Below are 15978 nucleotides of genomic sequence, written 5' to 3' on the forward strand. Positions count from 1 at the left end.
GACGCAAGGCCTCGCTGTGTTGGGCACTGAGCTTCGCCCGGTTGTCCGGAGTTCGGGTTATCTGTGGGTGTCGCCTTGGGCGCGAAGGTAGGCGTCTTCGTGCTCGTCGGGGGACAGTTCGTGGAGGCTGGCTTGGATCCGGCGCGGGGTTGTACCAACCGTCGATGTAGCGGAGCAGGCCGTGTTCGGCCTCGGCGTGGTGGCGAATTCTGCCCTACCGTGCGACTCTGTCTGGCAGGAGGAGCCCCAGCGACCTGGCGGCCTGTTGGTCTGTTCGTCAGGGGGCGAGGCGAGGTGGTCGGCGACTTGGTGGGCGGGTTGCATGGTGGGCAGGCCGGAGCCGATGTCGATGAACTGGGTGATGCCGCGGCGGACGAGGTGGCGCACGACGCGGTGCAGGAAGACGCGGTTGGCTTTGGCGATGTCCCGGAGCATGGGGAATCCGACGAAGACGTTGTCGGCGAAGTCGCGGTCGATGCTGTAGGCGGCGTCGCCGCCGAGGTAGTAGTCGTAGACGCGCGCGACGCTGGGCCGGCGGAGGCCGAGGCCTAAGGCGTGTCTGACAATGCCTTTGTCCAGGTGATCATGGCGTGGAGGACGACCGCGGAGCGGTAGACGATGGCGAGTTTGTCGTAGCGAGTAGCCAGGCCCCGCCATTGCTTGAGCAGGTTGAAGTGGCGTTCGACGACGTTGCGGCGGTGGTAATCGACCGAGTCGAAGGCGGGTGGGCGTCCGCCGCGGGAACCGCGGCGTTTGCGGTGCCCAGCCTGATCGGTCGGCTCGGGGATCACGGCGGTGATGCGGCGGTCGCGCAAGTGTCCGCGGATCGCTTTTGAGGAGTAGGCCTTGTCGCCGCGGACACGCTCGGGCCGGGTGCGAGCTCGACCGCGTCCGAGGCGCGCGACATGCAGATGCCGCATCAGGTGCGGGAACATCGGTGCGTCCCCGGCCTGGCCAGGACCGACCAACGCCGCCAGCGGTCGGCCGTTGCCATCGACGAGGTGGTGCACCTTCGTGCTCCAGCCGCCGCGGGAACGACCGATCGCATGGTCAGGCGGCTCGGGCCGGGCCTCCGGGGCGGTCAGCAGATCAGCCGGATCCACACCCATGCGGGACAGCAAGAGCCGGGCGGCTTCGATCTCGTTGGGTCCGGCGGGCTCGTCAGCGAACTGGGTGGTCATCGCTCTTTACCTCCCGCCAGGGAGGTATGGTAGGCGATCAGCATGCGGTCCAGCGCGACTGTCGGGTGTACCACTAGGACGCGGTGGTCGGGGTCGGCGGCGAGCAGGACGCGGTCGCCGGGGCGGAAGCCGCACCGGCGGCGGACCGGGGCGGGTAGCACCACGTAGTGGGTGTGGGAGACGGCGAACACGCCCGCCGGGTCGGGGAATACCACGACCGCCTGCTCGACTGCGGTGACGCCCAGGCGCTGTCCCGGACGCCAGCCCAGTGCGCGCAGGAGGGATTTGTCGGAGACCCGGCCGGAGGCGTCGATGCGGCCCATGCCGTACTGCAGGGTGTCCCGCCGGACCAGCGTCGCCAGCGGGGGCGGGTTCGTCGGCGTGGGTGGTGGGGCCGACGTGGTGGCCCGGGCCTGAACCGGCGGTACGAGCGCGGTCACCAGGCGGTCAGTCATGGCGACCACCCCGCCTCCTCGGCAGTGGGCGGATGGCCGCCGCGTCACGGGCCAGACGGAGGGAGACTCGTCGCGCAGTGTGACAACGCGACGACCAACGGTACGGAACTCGTTGGGGAAATCTCACCGGTTTTTGTGTCCGAGGGGGGACTTGAACCCCCACGCCCTTTACGGGCACTAGCACCTCAAGCTAGCGCGTCTGCCATTCCGCCACTCGGACTTGCTGGGAAACAGAGTAACTGATCGTCGACCGGGGCTGAACGGGGGCCTGCTGGTACCAGCGCCGTGGGTGTGCGTTATGGGGATGGTAGGAAGGCGGGGTGACCGAACCGAACCTGATCGATACAGCAGCCGATGAGGCAGTGGCGCTGACCAGCGAGCTCATCCGCATCGACACCACGAACACCGGAGACCCGCAGACTCTGGTGGGGGAGCGGGCGGCGGCCGAGTACGTGGCGGAGAAGCTTACCGATGTCGGCTACGAGATCACCTATGTGGAGTCGGGGGGCAAGGACCGGCACAACGTGATCGCCAGGTTGGCGGGGGCGGACCCGAGCCGGGGGGCGCTGCTGATCCACGGTCACCTGGATGTCGTGCCGGCTGACCCTTCCGAGTGGTCCGTGCACCCTTTCTCCGGCGCGGTGCAGGACGGGTACGTGTGGGGGCGGGGCGCGGTCGACATGAAGGACATGGTCGGCATGACGCTGGCGCTGGCCCGGCACTACAAGCGACACGGCATCGTGCCGCCGCGGGACCTCATCTTCGCCTTCCTCGCCGACGAGGAGGCAGGCGGTTCCTACGGCGCGCAATGGCTGGTGGACAACCGGCCGGAGCTGTTCGAGGGGGCGACCGAGGCGGTGAGCGAGGTCGGTGGCTTCTCGATCACCTTGAAGGACGATGTCCGGACCTATCTCATCGAGACGGCGGAGAAGGGTATCCGCTGGATGAAGCTGCGAGTGCGGGGGACCGCGGGGCACGGCTCGATGATTCATCGTGACAACGCTGTCACCAAACTGTCCGAGGCGGTGGCCCGGCTCGGCAACCATCAGTTCCCGCTGGTGCTCACCGACTCGGTACGGGAGTTCCTCGCCGGGGTCACCGAGATCACCGGCTGGGACTTCCCCGAGGATGACCTGGACGGGGCGGTCGCGAAGCTCGGCAACATCTCCCGCATGATCGGCGCCACCCTGCGGGACACGGCCAACCCGACGATGCTCACGGCCGGCTACAAGTCGAACGTGATCCCGTCCACGGCGGAGGCCGCCGTGGACTGCCGCATCCTGCCCGGCAGGCTGGACGCCTTCAACGAGGAACTCGACGAGATCCTCGGCCCGGACATCGAGCGTGAGTGGATGGAGCTGCCGCCGGTCGAGACCACCTTCGACGGTGCGCTGGTGGACGCCATGACCAGCGCGGTCGTCGCCGAGGACCCCGGTGCGAACACCCTGCCCTATATGCTGTCCGGCGGCACCGATGCCAAGTCCTTCCAGCGGCTCGGCATCCGCAACTTCGGGTTCGCCCCGCTGAAACTGCCGGCCGAGCTCGACTTCTCCGCCCTCTTCCACGGGGTGGACGAGCGGGTGCCGGTGGACGCCCTGCGCTTCGGCACCCGCGTGCTCGACCGCTTCCTGCGCTCCAGTTAGTCAGCGTTCAGCAGCGCGCGCCACGTACCACCTCGGGTGGACGCCTTCCGAGTAACGCCTACACGATCACGCCGGGCAGGCCGGCCGCCGCCAGGGTGCGCTTGCGGCGCAGCCACACCCGGCGTGTGCCGTCGGAGTACAGCCGCACGTTCGACAGCTCCCATCCGGCGAACTCCGCCTGGATGGACAGCTGCAGCGCGGCGGAGAGACGGGACACGCCGGGTGGCAGTTGCAGCCGGCGGTACTCCCAGTCTTCGTCGACCACCACCTCGTTCGACGTCATGGCTCGGTCACCTGGATCACCTGTGTCCCTTCTCCGGCCGCCGAGCCGACGACCACCCGGCCGGTCCGGTCGTCGACGGCAACCGAGTTCGGCTGGCGCACGGTGGGGAAGCGGTACTCCTCGGTCGGCTCCCCGCCGCGAAGGTCGAAGCCAACCACTTCATTACGTTCGGTCAGGGTGACCCACGCCAGGTCCCGCTCCCGATCGACGGCGATGCCGAACACACCGCCCGGTACCGGGTAGCGCTGGCGCAACAGCAGCGGGTCGGTGGAGAACGCCAGCAACGCCCCACCGCGCGCGTCGGTGGTCAGCACCCGCTGGAAAGAATCGACCGCGGCGCCCGCGACCCCGTCACCCGCCCGGAGGCCCTCACCGACCTTCCGCGCCCCGAGGTCCACGTCGAACAGCGCCGTCCGGAGCCGGTCCAGCACCAGCACCTCGTCCCCGGCGAGCAGTACCTCGTCGGCACTGTAGAGCTGCCCGGTCACCGTGCCGCGCACCTCGTCGCCGACGAGCACCTCGATCGCCTTGCGGTCCGGCAGCGCCACCAGGGTGTCCTGGCCCCGCCGCACGGCGGACACCGGCGCACCGTCCAGGGGCACCGTCTCCACGGTCGCCTCGGGTAACGCGATCCTGGCCACGGCGCCCGCACCGGGCATGCTGGCCAGCAGCCCGCCTTCGACCCCGGCCACCTGCTCGGCGCCCCCGGGTAGCGGCACCGACCGCGGCTCCGCGTCCAGGTCACCGAGGTCGTACAGCAGCACCGAGCTCGGTTCCCGTACCGCGACGGCCAGCGTCGCGGTGGCCGGATCCGTGGCCAGCGCGACCACGTCGCCCGCGGGCTTCAGCACCGTGCCCGCCGGCGGGACCGAGACGGCGGGCGAGGGCACCGGGGTCGCCGCGACCGGGTTGTCCACCACCTGCAGATCGTCCTCGACCCCGCCGCTGCCGGAGGAGCATCCGGCGAGCAACGCCGCCACCAGCGCGCCGACCAGCGGCGCCGCTACCGGCGAACCGGTGAACCGGCGCCCAGCGGGTGTCGGTGCCGACAGCGCAGAACCTCCCGAAGGCCGTTCACGAACCGTTCCTCCCAGCATCCCCTACAAACCCCACTCCGTCACGTCCCTGTCACCTGCTCGTCACGAGATACCCGCTCGCCCCTCAGCGCGGCCACCGCTCCGGGTAGCCCAGCTCGATCGCGCTGACATCGTCCAGCGCGGCCTTGATCGCGGGCGGCAGGGTGAGCTCCTCGGCGGCCAGCGACCCGGTCAGTTGCCCGGTGTCCCTGGCGCCCACGACCGGAGCCACCACACCCTGCCGGTCCCGTACCCAGGCCAGCGCCACGACCAGCGGCGAGGTGCCGAGACCGTCGGCTGCGGTGCTGACCGCCTCCACGATCCGCGCCGCGCGCTCGGTGCGATGCTGCTCGACGTACCCGGCGTAGGCCGGTGAGGCGCCCCGCGAGTCGGCCGGCGTGCCGGACCGGTACTTCCCGGTCAACACACCCCGCCCGAGCGGCGCCCAGGGCAGCAGCCCGATCCCGTGATGCCGGGCGGCAGGCAACACCTCGCGTTCGATCCCCCGTTCGAGGAGTGAGTACTCCACCTGGGTGGACACCAGTGGCGGCCCGTTCGACCGGCCGGCCGCCGTGGCCAACTGCCAGCCCGCGTAGTTCGACACCCCGGTGTAGCGCACCTTGCCGCTGCGCACGGCGAACTCCAGCGCCGACAGCGTCTCCTCGAGCGGCACGCTGTCGTCCCACGCGTGCAGCTGCCACAGGTCGATGTGCTCCACCCCGAGCCTGCGCAGCGAACCGTCCAACGCGGACAGCAGGGCCCCGCGGGATGCGCCACCCCCGAACGGGCCTTCGGTGCGCCGGGCCACCGCCTTGGTCGCGAGCACCACGTCGTCCCTCGGCACCAGATCGCCCAGCAGCGAGCCCAGTAGCCGCTCGCTCTCACCTTCGGCGTAGATGTCCGCCGTGTCCACCAGCGTGCCACCGGCGTCCACAAAGGTCACCAGCTGGTTGGCCGCTTCCTCCGCGTCGGTGTCGCTGCCCCAGGACATCGTGCCGAGTGCCATCCTGGACACTCGCAGGCCGGACGCTCCGAGCTGCCGCTTCTGCATGCGCCCGAGCCTAGCCGGACGCTCCGTGACAGCCACCGCGACCGGCGCTCATGCCCCGGTGGTGAGGCGCGTGAGGGCAAGATCGTGCACCCGATAGGGTCAGCGCCCGTGCGATTGGGATTGAATATCGAACACCGCGGCCGCTCGGCGGTGATGGCCTGACATGGGCTGGTTCGAAGCGCTGGTCCTCGGTCTCGTCCAGGGCCTCACCGAGTTCCTGCCGATCTCCTCCAGCGCCCACCTACGGATCACCGCGGCTTTCGCGGGTTGGGGCGACCCGGGTGCGGCGTTCACCGCGGTCACCCAGATCGGTACCGAACTCGCGGTCATCCTGTACTTCGGCAAGAAGATCGGCCGGATCCTCGCGTCCTGGTTCTTCTCCCTGTACAAGCCGGAGTACCGCAGCGACCCCGACGCGCGGGTGGGCTGGTTGATCATCGTCGGCTCGCTGCCCATCGTGGTGCTCGGCCTGCTGTTCCAGGAGGACATCGAGCATGCCTTCCGGGACCTGCGGCTGATCGCGACCACCCTGATCGTGTTCGGCATCCTGCTGTGGATCGCCGACCACGTCGGTCGCAAGGAGCGCGACCTGGACCGGCTCACCGTGCCGCACGGCCTCGGGTACGGGTTCGCGCAGGCCCTCGCCCTGGTCCCCGGCGTGTCGCGTTCCGGTGGGACGATCACCGGCGGCCTGCTGCTCGGCTACAAGCGGGCGGACGCCGCCGAGTACTCCTTCCTGCTCGCCGTGCCCGCGGTCCTCGGTTCGGGCTTCTACAAGCTCACCGACATCGGTGGTGCGGACAGCCCGTCCTGGGGCCCGACCATCCTGGCGACGGTGGTGGCCTTCGGCGTGGGGTACATGGTGATCGCCTGGCTGATGGCGTTCATCAAGCGGCGTACCTTCGTGCCGTTCGTGCTCTACCGGCTCGGGCTGGGCGCGTTGCTGCTGGTTCTGGTGTTCACCGGGGTGCTGGATCCGGAGGCCGGGCCGGTCGGCGACTGACCACCGCCCGGGGGACACCGTAGGGTGGCGGTCGTGGGCACCGTCATCTTGCTGCGGCACGGCCGTTCGAGCGCGAACGGTTCGGGAGTGCTGGCCGGGCACACGCCGGGGATCGAGCTGGACGACACCGGCCGGTCGCAGGTCGAAGCGCTGGTCGGGCGGCTGGAAGGGGTTCCGCTCGCCGGGCTGGTGAGTTCGCCGTTGCTGCGCTGCGAGCAGACGGTGGCCCCGCTCGCGGCGGCGCGCGCCCTGACGCCCGTGCCGGAGCCGAGGCTGGCCGAGGTCGACTACGGCGAGTGGACCGGGAGGGAACTCAAGGACCTGGTCAAGGAACCGATGTGGCGCGTGGTGCAGGCGCACCCCTCGGCCGCGGTGTTCCCCGGAGGGGAAGGGCTCGCCGCGGTCCAGGCGCGCGCGGTCGCCGCGGTACGCGAGCACGACGCCCGGTTCACCGAGCAGGAGGGTGAGCACGTGGTCTGGCTGCTGTGCAGCCACGGGGACGTGATCAAGGCGGTGCTCGCCGACGCGCTCGGGCAGCACCTGGACTCCTTCCAGCGGATCGTGGTCGACCCGGCCTCGGTCTCGGTGGTCCGCTACACCGAGACCAGGCCGTTCGTGTTGCGGACGAACGACCACAGCGCCGATCTGACCGGCATCGTGCCGGAGAAGCCACGTGCGGACGAACAGCAGGGCTCCTCCGACGCGGCGATCGGAGGTTCCACCGGACGGGAAGGCGGAACATGACGAACGCGGCGAACCCGTTGCTGTCACCGAGCGAGCTGCCCTACGGCCTGCCGCCTTTCGACCGGATCGCCGAGGAACATTTCCTGCCCGCCATCGAGGCCGGGATGGCCGAGCAGCTCGCCGAGGTGGCCGAGATCACCGCCAACCCGCGGCCGCCGAGCTTCGCGAACACCGTGCTCGCGCTGGAGCGCTCCGGCCGGCTGCTGCGGCGGGCCTCGCTGGTGCTGGCGAACCTGACCTCCGCGCACGCCACCGAGGGCATCCGGGAGATCAGGGCGACCGTGGCGCCGCTGCTGGCCGCGCACCAGGACACGATCCATCTCGACCGGCGGTTGTTCGAGCGGATCGAGGACCTGGCAGGCCGAAGGGCTGAACTGGGCCTGGACGCCGAGTCGGACTGGCTGCTGCACCGGTGCCACCTGGAGTTCCGGCGAGCGGGCGCCGGCCTGGACGCGGCCGAGCAGGAGCGGCTGCGCGAGCTCAACACCGAGCTGTCCGAGCTGAGCACGCGGTTCCAGGACAACCTGCTCGCCGACACCAATGAGCTGGCCGTCCTGGTCACCGGCGAGGATGAGCTGGCGGGGTTGTCCGCGGACGCGGTCGCCGCGGCGGCGCGGGCGGCCGAGACCCGGGGCGAGCACGGCGGGTACGTGCTGAACCTGGCGCTGCCGACCGCCCAGCCGCTGCTGGCCTCGTTGGCCGACCGGGGCCTGCGGGAGCGGGTGTTCACCGCCTCGACCTCCAGAGCCAACCGGGGCAACGAGTACGACAACACCGGGGTGCTGGCGCGCATCGTGGCCCTGCGGGCGGAGCGGGCGGCCCTGCTGGGATACCCGGACCACGCTTCCTATGTGATCGCCGACGAGACCGCGGGCACCGCCGAGGCGGCGCGGGACATGCTGCACCGCTTGGCCCCGGTCGCGGCCGCCAACGCCGCGGCCGAGCAGGCCGAGTTGCAGCGGCGGGTCGACGCGGAGGGCGCCGGGTTCGAGGTGCGGCCGTGGGACTGGGCGTACTACGCCGAGCGGGTCCGCAAGGCGCGCTTCGACATCGACGAAGCCGAGCTGCGGCCGTACTTCGAACTGGAGCGGGTGCTCGTCGACGGCGTGTTCCACGCGGCGACGCTGCTGTACGGGCTCACCTTCGTGGAGCGGCACGACCTGCCGGTCTACCACCCCGAGGTGCGGGTGTTCGAGGTGTTCGAGGCCGACGGCAGCGGGCTCGGCCTGTTCCTCGGCGACTACTACGCCCGGGACACCAAACGCGGTGGCGCGTGGATGAACAACTTCGTCGAGCAGTCCGGGTTGCTGGGCGAGCGGCCCGTGGTGACGAACAACCTCAACCTCGCCCGGCCGCCCGAGGGGGAGCCGACCCTGCTCACCTTCGACGAGGTGACCACGGCGTTCCACGAGTTCGGGCACGCCCTGCACGGGTTGCTGTCCGCGGTGCGGTACCCGACGTTCTCCGGCGCCAACGTGCCGCGGGACTTCGTGGAGTTCCCGTCCCAGGTCAACGAGATGTGGGCGCTGTGGCCCGAGGTCCTTGCCAACTACGCGCGGCACCATCGCACCGGGGAGGCGCTGCCGGGCGAGGTTGCCGAACGGCTGCGCGCGGCGCAGTCCTTCGGGCAGGGCTTCCACACCACGGAGTACCTCGCCGCCGCCCTGCTGGACCAGGCCTGGCACGCGCTCGAGCCGGGGGAGCGGATCGAGCCGGGCGAGGTCGAGCGGTTCGAGGCGGAGTCGTTGGCGAAGGCCGGGGTCGCGCTACCGGCGGTGCCGCCGAGATATCGCAGCACCTACTTCGCGCACATCTTCAGCGGTGGGTACTCGGCGGGCTACTACTCCTACATCTGGAGCGAGGTGCTGGACGCCGAGTCCGTGGAGTGGTTCCGCGCGCGTGGCGGCCCGACCAGGGAGAACGGCGACCACTTCCGACGGGAGCTGCTGGGCAGGGGCGGCAGCGTCGACCCGATGGCGGCGTTCCGCGCCTTCCTCGGCCGCGATCCGGACATCGCCCCGCTGCTGCGCCGCCGCAACCTCACCGGTTAGCCCGCTGGTGTGTGTGTTCCGTTCCGTGCATCTTTGGCACGGAACGGAACACACACACCAGGTCTCAGACGAGGCCGAGGGAGCGGACGGCTTCGCGTTCCTCGGTCAGCTCGCCGACCGAGGCGTCGACGCGCTCGCGGGAGAACTCGTTGAGGTCCAGGCCCTGCACGATCTCGTAGCGGCCGTCCCGGGTGGTCACCGGGAAGGAGGAGATCAGGCCCTCCGGCACGCCGTAGGAGCCGTCCGAGGGCACCGCCATCGAGGTCCAGTCGCCCTCCGGCGTGCCGTTCACCCAGGTGTACACGTGGTCGATGGCGGCGCTGGCGGCGCTGGCCGCCGAGGAGGCGCCGCGCGCCTCGATGATCGCCGCGCCTCGCTTGGCCACGGTCGGGATGAACTCCTCGGCCAGCCAGGTGCGGTCGTTCACGACCTCGGCCGCGTTCCGGCCGGCCACCTCGGCGTGGAAGACGTCCGGGTACTGGGTGGCCGAGTGGTTGCCCCAGATCGTCAGCTTGCGGATCTCGCCGACCGGCGTGCCGGTCTTCTTCGCCAGCTGAGCCAGCGCGCGGTTGTGGTCCAGCCGGGTCATCGCGGTGAACCGCTCCGCGGGGACGTCCGGGGCGTGCGACTGGGCGATCAGCGCGTTGGTGTTGGCCGGGTTGCCCACCACCAGCACCTTCACGTCCTCCGCCGCGCCCGCGTTGATCGCCTCGCCCTGCGGCTTGAAGATGCCGCCGTTGGCCTCGAGCAGGTCACCGCGCTCCATGCCCTTGGTTCGCGGGCGCGCGCCGACCAGCAGCGCCACGTTCGCACCGGAGAACGCCTGCTTCGCGTCGTCGAAGATGTCGATGCCCGCCAGCAGCCCGAACGCGCCGTCCTCCAGCTCCAGCGCGGTGCCCTCGGCCGCCTTCACGGCCTGCGGGATCTCCAGCAGCCGCAGCTTCACCGGCGTGTCGGGACCGAGCAGCTGACCGGAGGCGACGCGGAACAGCAGCGCGTACCCGATCTGGCCGGCGGCGCCGGTGACGGTGACGTTGACAGGGGCTTGGGTCATTGCGTTCTCCTGCTGACGGGGTCATGTGTGCCCTGGATGCTATCGGTCCTGACCTGGGCCGATCGTGTGTGTCGGCGCACTCCGTGCTGAACCGATTGAGCCTCGCCGACCTCGAGGTCGAACGCCTTGCCCAGCCCGAGTACGGCGGCATCCAGCTGGGAAAGGCTGGACAGCACCGAGCGCCCGCCCGCGTCGTCGATCTCGTCACAGGGCGGCTCCCGCCCGGCAGGCGACAGCGCCCGCCCGCCGCCGTTTCGGACCGTCGCCAGCAGCGCCTCCACGTTGCGGCCGATCCGCCCGGTGAGCGTGGACAGGTTCTCGTCGCCGGCCAGCAGGCCCGGCTGGGCGCGGGCGGCCACGTGCCGGGCCCGGAAGGCGATCGTCTCCAGGGTGGTCAGCACATACCAGCCGTAGTCCCGGCGGCTGCTGATGTTCACCGGGTGGGTCAGCGGTTCCATCGTGGCCCGAACCCGGGCCACCGCGCGGTCGAGGGAACGGGACCGCTCGATCACGCTCACGTTCTCGGTGCCTGCCAGTAGTGCGGTCGCCGAGCGCAGGAAGTCGTCCAGATCCGTCAACACCTCGGCGATGTCGTCCAGCATCACCGCCCTGGTGCGCACCGGCACGATCACCATCGCGGCGAGCACCCCGGCGACCGCGCCCACGGCGGTCTCGGCCAGCCGCAGCCACAACACCCCGAAGCTGAACGTGCCCAGCAGGCTGTACAGCAGGCCGAGCATGCTGGTGATGAAGAAGGCCATCAACGCCTGGGAGACCCGCGAGGTGTACACCATCGCGAACACGCACAGCAGGATCAGCGCGACCGTGGCCGGGGTGTCCCCACCGGCCAGCAACGCCGCCAGCACCCCGCCGAAGATCCCGACCACGGTGCCGGCCAGCCGGCGCGCGCCCTTCACGAAGGTGGCCCCGGCCGTGGCGGAGCCGATGAACACCACGAACACCGTCAGCACGGCCCAGTACCAGCGTTGCGGGGAGACGAGCTCGCCGCCCAGCACCGCGAGCCCGCCGCCCGCGACGGCCTGGATGGCGGAGCGGGTCTGATTGTCGTAGGCGAACACCGCGGTCCGTTCGGGTTCCGGCTCAGCCTGCTGCTGGTCCTCCTCGGCGGAGTAGTCCCGCTCGGCGATCCGCTGCGCGTTCACATCGGCCAGCGCGAGCTCGGCGATGGCCCGGCGCAGTTCGTCCCCCGGTTCGGCATGCCGGCCGAGTCTGCTGCCCTCGACCAGCATCTCGCTGAACTCCGCGGTCTCGCTGATCAGCGGCAGCTCGCGGGGGTCCCGCTCGATCAGCGAGCGCAGCCGCCGCAACGCCGCGACGAGCTCGGCCCTGCGTTCGGCGGTGAGCCGTTCGGAGGTGGTGCGCCGGGCGGTGACGGACAGCCACTGCGCGGCCAGCTCCACCTCGATCGCGCGCCTGCGCAGCAGACCCGCCGCCGCGGCGTCGATCACGTCCTCGGCGGTGTCCTCGATCATCAGGACGCACTCGTGCAGGCGGGAGTCGGCCCGCCGCAGCTGGGCCGGGCCGCGGCCGCTACCGGCAAGATGCGCCGCAGCGGCCCGCACCACCGCGCCCAACCTGGCACGGAAAGCCCGGCGAACGTCCAGCAACTCCCGCTCCGCACGCCTGCGCAGCAGCACGAACCGCACGAGGGCGTTGGCGGCGAGGCCGGTGGCCAGCGCCACCACCAGCACCGGCACCTGCCCGAGGTGGGTGCCAAGGAACATGGCGAAGAAGAACAGGAAGAAGGTCATCGACCCGAGCGCGACGCCCCGTGGTCCGAACCGCTGCGCGTACACCGCCACGAAGATCAGCAGTACGAACACGATCCCGTCCAGCGGGGGAGTCTCGGCGCCGAGACTCGCCGCGGTGAGCGCGGTCGAACCGGCGACCAGACCCAGTAGCAGGGTGACCGCCTGCCCGCCCGGTGTCGGGTCACTCACGGTGAAGGCCGCGGTCATCGCGCCGATCGCCGCGATCAACATGATCGGCAGCGGCAACCCGAACGGGGCCAGCGCGCCCACCGCGAGGACGATGCCGAGCACCGCGGAGGCCGCCACCCGCAGGCGGATCAGCCCGGGATCGGAGGCCAGCAGCCGGTCGATGCCGCGCTCGAACACCCGCCGGATCACGACCCGCCCTCGCCCGGTTCGGCCAGCAGTTCCCACTGGGCCAGCCCGATCCGCCTGCGGCTGCCCCGGGTGATCCGCAGCCGGTAGTGCCGGTACTCCGCGGGCGTGACCACGGTGAACGCTCTGGTCTGCTTGCGCCAGCGGAACACCCGGTCCGTGCGCTCGTCCAGCACCGTCCACGCGCGACCGTCCGCCGAGCCCTCCAACACCCAGGAACGCGGGTCGCCACGGCGAGCACCGGAGGTGAGCGTGTACAGCCGCACCGTCCTCGGCGGGCCCTCCACCGTGAACTCGAGCACGGGCGTGGTCGTGCGGAACCGGACCTCGGTGGCGGTGGTGTCGTCGCGCAGGGCGGCCGCGTCGGTGCCGTCCGCGCAGCGGGCGAGCCCGTGCAGATCGGCCAGCGGCGCCGGGGGAGCGGTACCGCTGGTGAGCGAGGGCGGGGCCGCGTGTTCCCCGGTGCCCCACTCGCCCGGCTCCGGTCCCAGGTCGATGTCGAGGGTGCCGCCACCCGCGATCCGCGCGTGCGGCAGCCAGCTCTCCCGCACCGGTTCGCCGTCGAACCGTACGGACTGCACGTAGCCGTCCTCCTTTCCGCCGCGCGGTGCGTTGATCACCAGATCGGCCCCGCCGGGCAGGTGCAGGGTGGCCTTGGCGAACAGCGGGGAACCGAGCACATAGCGCGGGCTGCCAACCTGCAACGGATAGAGCCCGAGCGCGCTGAGGACGTACCAGGCGGACATCTCGCCGTTGTCCTCGTCGCCGGGGTAGCCCTGGCCGAGCTCGCTGCCGAGGTAGCAGCGGGCCAGCACCTCGCGCACGATCCGCTGCGCCTTCGCCGGGGCGCCGGCGTGGTAGTACACGTAGGGGATGTGGTGCGAGGGTTGGTTGGAGTGCCCGTACTGGCCGAGCCGGACGTCCCTGGCCTCGGTCATCTCGTGGATCACGCCGCCGTAGGTGCCCGGCCGCAGCCCGGTCTCGGTGGTGGTGAAGAACTCGTCCAGCTTGGCGGCCAACCCGGCGCGGCCGCCGTACAGGTTCGCCAGCCCTTTCCCGTCGTGCGGTGCGCTGAACGCCGCGTTCCACCCGTTGGTCTCGGTGTGCCCGAAGCCCCAGGGCAGCGGATCGTGGGCCTGGGGCGAGCGCCGCCACGACCCGTCGGCGGCGCGACCGGCGAAGAAGCCGACACGGGCGTCGAAGTGGTGCGCGTAGTGCAGCGCGCGGTTGCCGAAGTACTCGGCGTTGGCCAGGTACTCCGCCCGTCGCGGGTGGTCCCGGCCGCAGGACTCGTACAGGGCCCGCGACCAGTTCGCCAGGCCGAAGTCGTTGACGCAGCCTTCCAGCGCCCAGGACACGCCTTCGGGAGTGCTGTCCGGGGTGTACCCGAGGAAGATCGACTCGGCGAGCCCCTTGCGCCCGACCCGCCGGTCGGGTGGGGTGACCGTGGCGTTACGCAGTGCCGCGTCGTAGGCCGCCTCGACGTCGAAGCCCCGCACGCCCTTCAGGTAGGCGTCCGCGAAGGCGACATCCGAGCTGGTTCCGGTCATCAGGTCGGCGTAGCCGGGGGAGGACCACCGGGACACCCAGCCGCCCTCCCGGTACTGCCGCACGAACCCGTCGATCAGCTCGGCACACCGCGCGGGCGCGAGCAGGGCGTAGGCGGGCCATGCCGTGCGGTAGGTGTCCCAGAAGCCGTTGTTCACATACATCGGACCGTCCAGCACCTTCGCGCCGGTGCGCAGGCGGGTGCTCGGCCGGCATCGCCGGATCACCGGGCTGGCGTGCCGGATCCGCGGCCGGTCGCGCGTGCCGGTGTTCTCGTGCCCGGAGTTCGGGTAGAGGAAAAGCCGGTACAGTCCGGAGTAGAAGGTGGTGAGCTGGTCGGGGCTCGCGCCCTCGATCTCGACCCTGCCGAGCAGCTCCTGCCATGCCCGCCGGGCCCGCGCGCGCACCTGCTCGAAGGTCGTCCCTTCCGGGATCTCGAGCTCGAGGTTGCGCCGGGCCTGCCGGAGACTGATCAGTGACGTGGCGATCCGCAGGGTCACCACCTCACTGTCGAAGGCGAGGTACCCGCTCACCGTGCGCCAGCACGGCCTGCGCAGCGTGCCGCCGCCGGTGGCCGGCCGGTCGAGGGTGGCGTGGACGAACATCCGCCGTGCCCCCGCGGACAGCCTGCTGCGTACCCAGGTGTGCCCGGTCACCGTGCCCCGTGCCGGGTCCACCCGCAGCCCGCCACGGTTGCGCGCGTTGTCGAACACCAGCCAGCCGGACCGCTCGGGGAAGCGGAAGCGCAGCAGGGCCGCGTGGTCGGTGGGGGCGAGGTCGGCGGTGATCCCGCAGGCGAAGCGCACGCCGTAGTGGTGCGGCCGGTCGGTCTCGTCCTCGTGCGCGAAGGCCAGCGCCCGCGCGGCGCGGTCGAGCGTGACCTCGCCGGTGCCGGGCATGAGCTGGAAGGTGTGCCGGTCGCCCATCCACGGGCTCGGCTGGTGACTGACCGCGAGCGCCTGCAAGGCGGGCAGGTTGTCGGCATTGTTGCGCCGGTGGTACTCGTACAGCCAGTTCAGGGCGCCCGCGTCGGTGACCGGGGTCCAGAAGTTGAAACCGTGCGGGACCGCGGTCGCCGGGACGGTGTTGCCCCGGGAGAACTCGCCGCTGGAATGCGTTCCGCGGGTGGTACGGACGTGGTCCACGGCTTCCCGCTCGGCCGCGCGTGGCCGGACCGTGAGACGGATGTCGTCGACCCAGCCGGTGGCCGGGGCGGGTGCCGAGGCGGTGAGCACGATCGCCCGCACGGTGCGCCCGGCGGCGACCGGCCCGAGGTCGCAGGCCACCCGGTTCCACTGGTCGAGGTAGAGCGTCTTGGCGCGGCCCTGCTCCGCCGCGGAGATGCCGAAACCGTGGTGGTCGCGCACGGCCAGTTCGGATAGCCTGCCGCCGTCGGCGAACTCGAGGTCGAGGGCGACGAAGGTGGCACGGTAGTCCGGCCCTGCCGCCTCCGGCACCGACTCCGGGAACACCACATAGGACAGCTCGGTGTCCGGGGTGACCGGAATGTCCACATCGAACAGCGTCGTGCCCGCCCGGCCCGGTGGCGCCCGGTAGTGCAGTGCCCGCAGGCCGGCGTAGCCGACCCCGGGCTTGGCCGTGGGCGAGCGCTCGGGCCCGGCGCCGACCCGCACCGCCACGCCGCCGGTGGTGCCCGGTGCCGGCTCGCCGTCCTCGAAGGAATGGAAGAACTCGGTCCGGGTCACGCACCCACGGTAGTCGCCTGGGCGGATCCTCGCAGG

Annotated in this window: 13 protein-coding genes and 1 tRNA gene; 4 read left to right on the forward strand and 10 right to left on the reverse strand. The window is 71.2% G+C overall.

Features of this window, described 5'->3' with window-relative positions; all coding sequences use genetic code 11:
- Positions 1 to 57: 57 nt before the first annotated feature.
- The 4 genes from FB471_RS00990 to FB471_RS01005 all read right to left on the reverse strand — a co-directional run bounded on the left by FB471_RS00990 (position 58) and on the right by FB471_RS01005 (position 1856).
- Positions 58 to 657 (reverse strand): SAM-dependent methyltransferase, encoded by a 600-nt coding sequence (locus tag FB471_RS00990; RefSeq protein WP_141995488.1) that lies wholly within the window; start codon positions 655 to 657, stop codon positions 58 to 60.
- A complete protein-coding gene (locus FB471_RS00995; protein ID WP_170220662.1) occupies positions 549 to 1181 on the reverse strand; it encodes an IS5 family transposase in 633 nt (210 codons plus the stop codon). The genes FB471_RS00990 and FB471_RS00995 overlap by 109 nt, the downstream gene beginning before the upstream one ends.
- Positions 1178 to 1636, reverse strand: a complete 459-nt coding sequence (locus tag FB471_RS01000) for an AbrB/MazE/SpoVT family DNA-binding domain-containing protein (RefSeq protein ID WP_141995489.1) — start codon at positions 1634 to 1636, stop codon at positions 1178 to 1180. Before FB471_RS01000 ends, FB471_RS00995 begins: the two co-directional genes overlap by 4 nt.
- A gap of 136 nt (positions 1637 to 1772) precedes the next feature.
- Positions 1773 to 1856: transfer RNA gene (locus tag FB471_RS01005), tRNA-Leu, on the reverse strand.
- A 100-nt stretch (positions 1857 to 1956) separates the two neighbouring features.
- On the opposite strand from FB471_RS01005, the gene FB471_RS01010 reads away from it, so the two are divergent.
- Positions 1957 to 3279 (forward strand): M20/M25/M40 family metallo-hydrolase, encoded by a 1323-nt coding sequence (locus FB471_RS01010; protein ID WP_141995490.1) that lies wholly within the window; start codon positions 1957 to 1959, stop codon positions 3277 to 3279.
- 58 nt (positions 3280 to 3337) lie between these two features.
- Here the strand turns inward: FB471_RS01010 and FB471_RS01015 are convergent, their stop codons facing one another.
- The 3 genes from FB471_RS01015 to FB471_RS01025 form a co-directional block, all read right to left on the reverse strand.
- A complete protein-coding gene (locus FB471_RS01015; RefSeq protein WP_141995491.1) occupies positions 3338 to 3562 on the reverse strand; it encodes a DUF5703 family protein in 225 nt (74 codons plus the stop codon).
- Complete coding sequence (locus FB471_RS01020) at positions 3559 to 4659, reverse strand: hypothetical protein (RefSeq protein WP_246076184.1); 1101 nt, start codon at positions 4657 to 4659, stop codon at positions 3559 to 3561. The genes FB471_RS01015 and FB471_RS01020 overlap by 4 nt, the downstream gene beginning before the upstream one ends.
- Positions 4660 to 4723: 64 nt before the next feature.
- A complete protein-coding gene (locus FB471_RS01025; RefSeq protein ID WP_170220663.1) occupies positions 4724 to 5689 on the reverse strand; it encodes an aldo/keto reductase in 966 nt (321 codons plus the stop codon).
- A gap of 163 nt (positions 5690 to 5852) precedes the next feature.
- Between FB471_RS01025 and FB471_RS01030 the strand changes: the two genes are divergently transcribed.
- The 3 genes from FB471_RS01030 to FB471_RS01040 are packed head-to-tail and all read left to right on the forward strand — an operon-like array spanning position 5853 to position 9487.
- Complete coding sequence (locus tag FB471_RS01030; protein ID WP_141995492.1) at positions 5853 to 6692, forward strand: undecaprenyl-diphosphate phosphatase; 840 nt, start codon at positions 5853 to 5855, stop codon at positions 6690 to 6692.
- A 33-nt stretch (positions 6693 to 6725) separates the two neighbouring features.
- A complete protein-coding gene (locus FB471_RS01035; protein WP_141995493.1) occupies positions 6726 to 7436 on the forward strand; it encodes a histidine phosphatase family protein in 711 nt (236 codons plus the stop codon).
- The gene (locus FB471_RS01040) at positions 7433 to 9487 is read left to right on the forward strand and encodes a M3 family metallopeptidase (protein WP_141995494.1); all 2055 of its coding nucleotides are present in this window, start codon (positions 7433 to 7435) and stop codon (positions 9485 to 9487) included. Before FB471_RS01035 ends, FB471_RS01040 begins: the two co-directional genes overlap by 4 nt.
- Positions 9488 to 9551: 64 nt before the next feature.
- Here FB471_RS01040 and FB471_RS01045 read toward each other — a convergent pair whose 3' ends face one another.
- From FB471_RS01045 to FB471_RS01055, 3 genes are read right to left on the reverse strand one after another with little or no spacing between them, the layout of a single operon-like run.
- Entirely contained in the window at positions 9552 to 10541 is a 990-nt protein-coding gene (locus FB471_RS01045; protein ID WP_141995495.1) for a malate dehydrogenase, read from the reverse strand.
- Complete coding sequence (locus FB471_RS01050) at positions 10538 to 12691, reverse strand: FUSC family protein (protein WP_141995496.1); 2154 nt, start codon at positions 12689 to 12691, stop codon at positions 10538 to 10540. The genes FB471_RS01045 and FB471_RS01050 overlap by 4 nt, the downstream gene beginning before the upstream one ends.
- Entirely contained in the window at positions 12688 to 15942 is a 3255-nt protein-coding gene (locus FB471_RS01055; protein ID WP_141995497.1) for a GH92 family glycosyl hydrolase, read from the reverse strand. The genes FB471_RS01050 and FB471_RS01055 overlap by 4 nt, the downstream gene beginning before the upstream one ends.
- Between the last annotated feature and the right edge of the window lie 36 nt (positions 15943 to 15978).

The sequence above is a fragment of the Amycolatopsis cihanbeyliensis genome (assembly GCF_006715045.1).
GTDB lineage: Bacteria > Actinomycetota > Actinomycetes > Mycobacteriales > Pseudonocardiaceae > Amycolatopsis > Amycolatopsis cihanbeyliensis.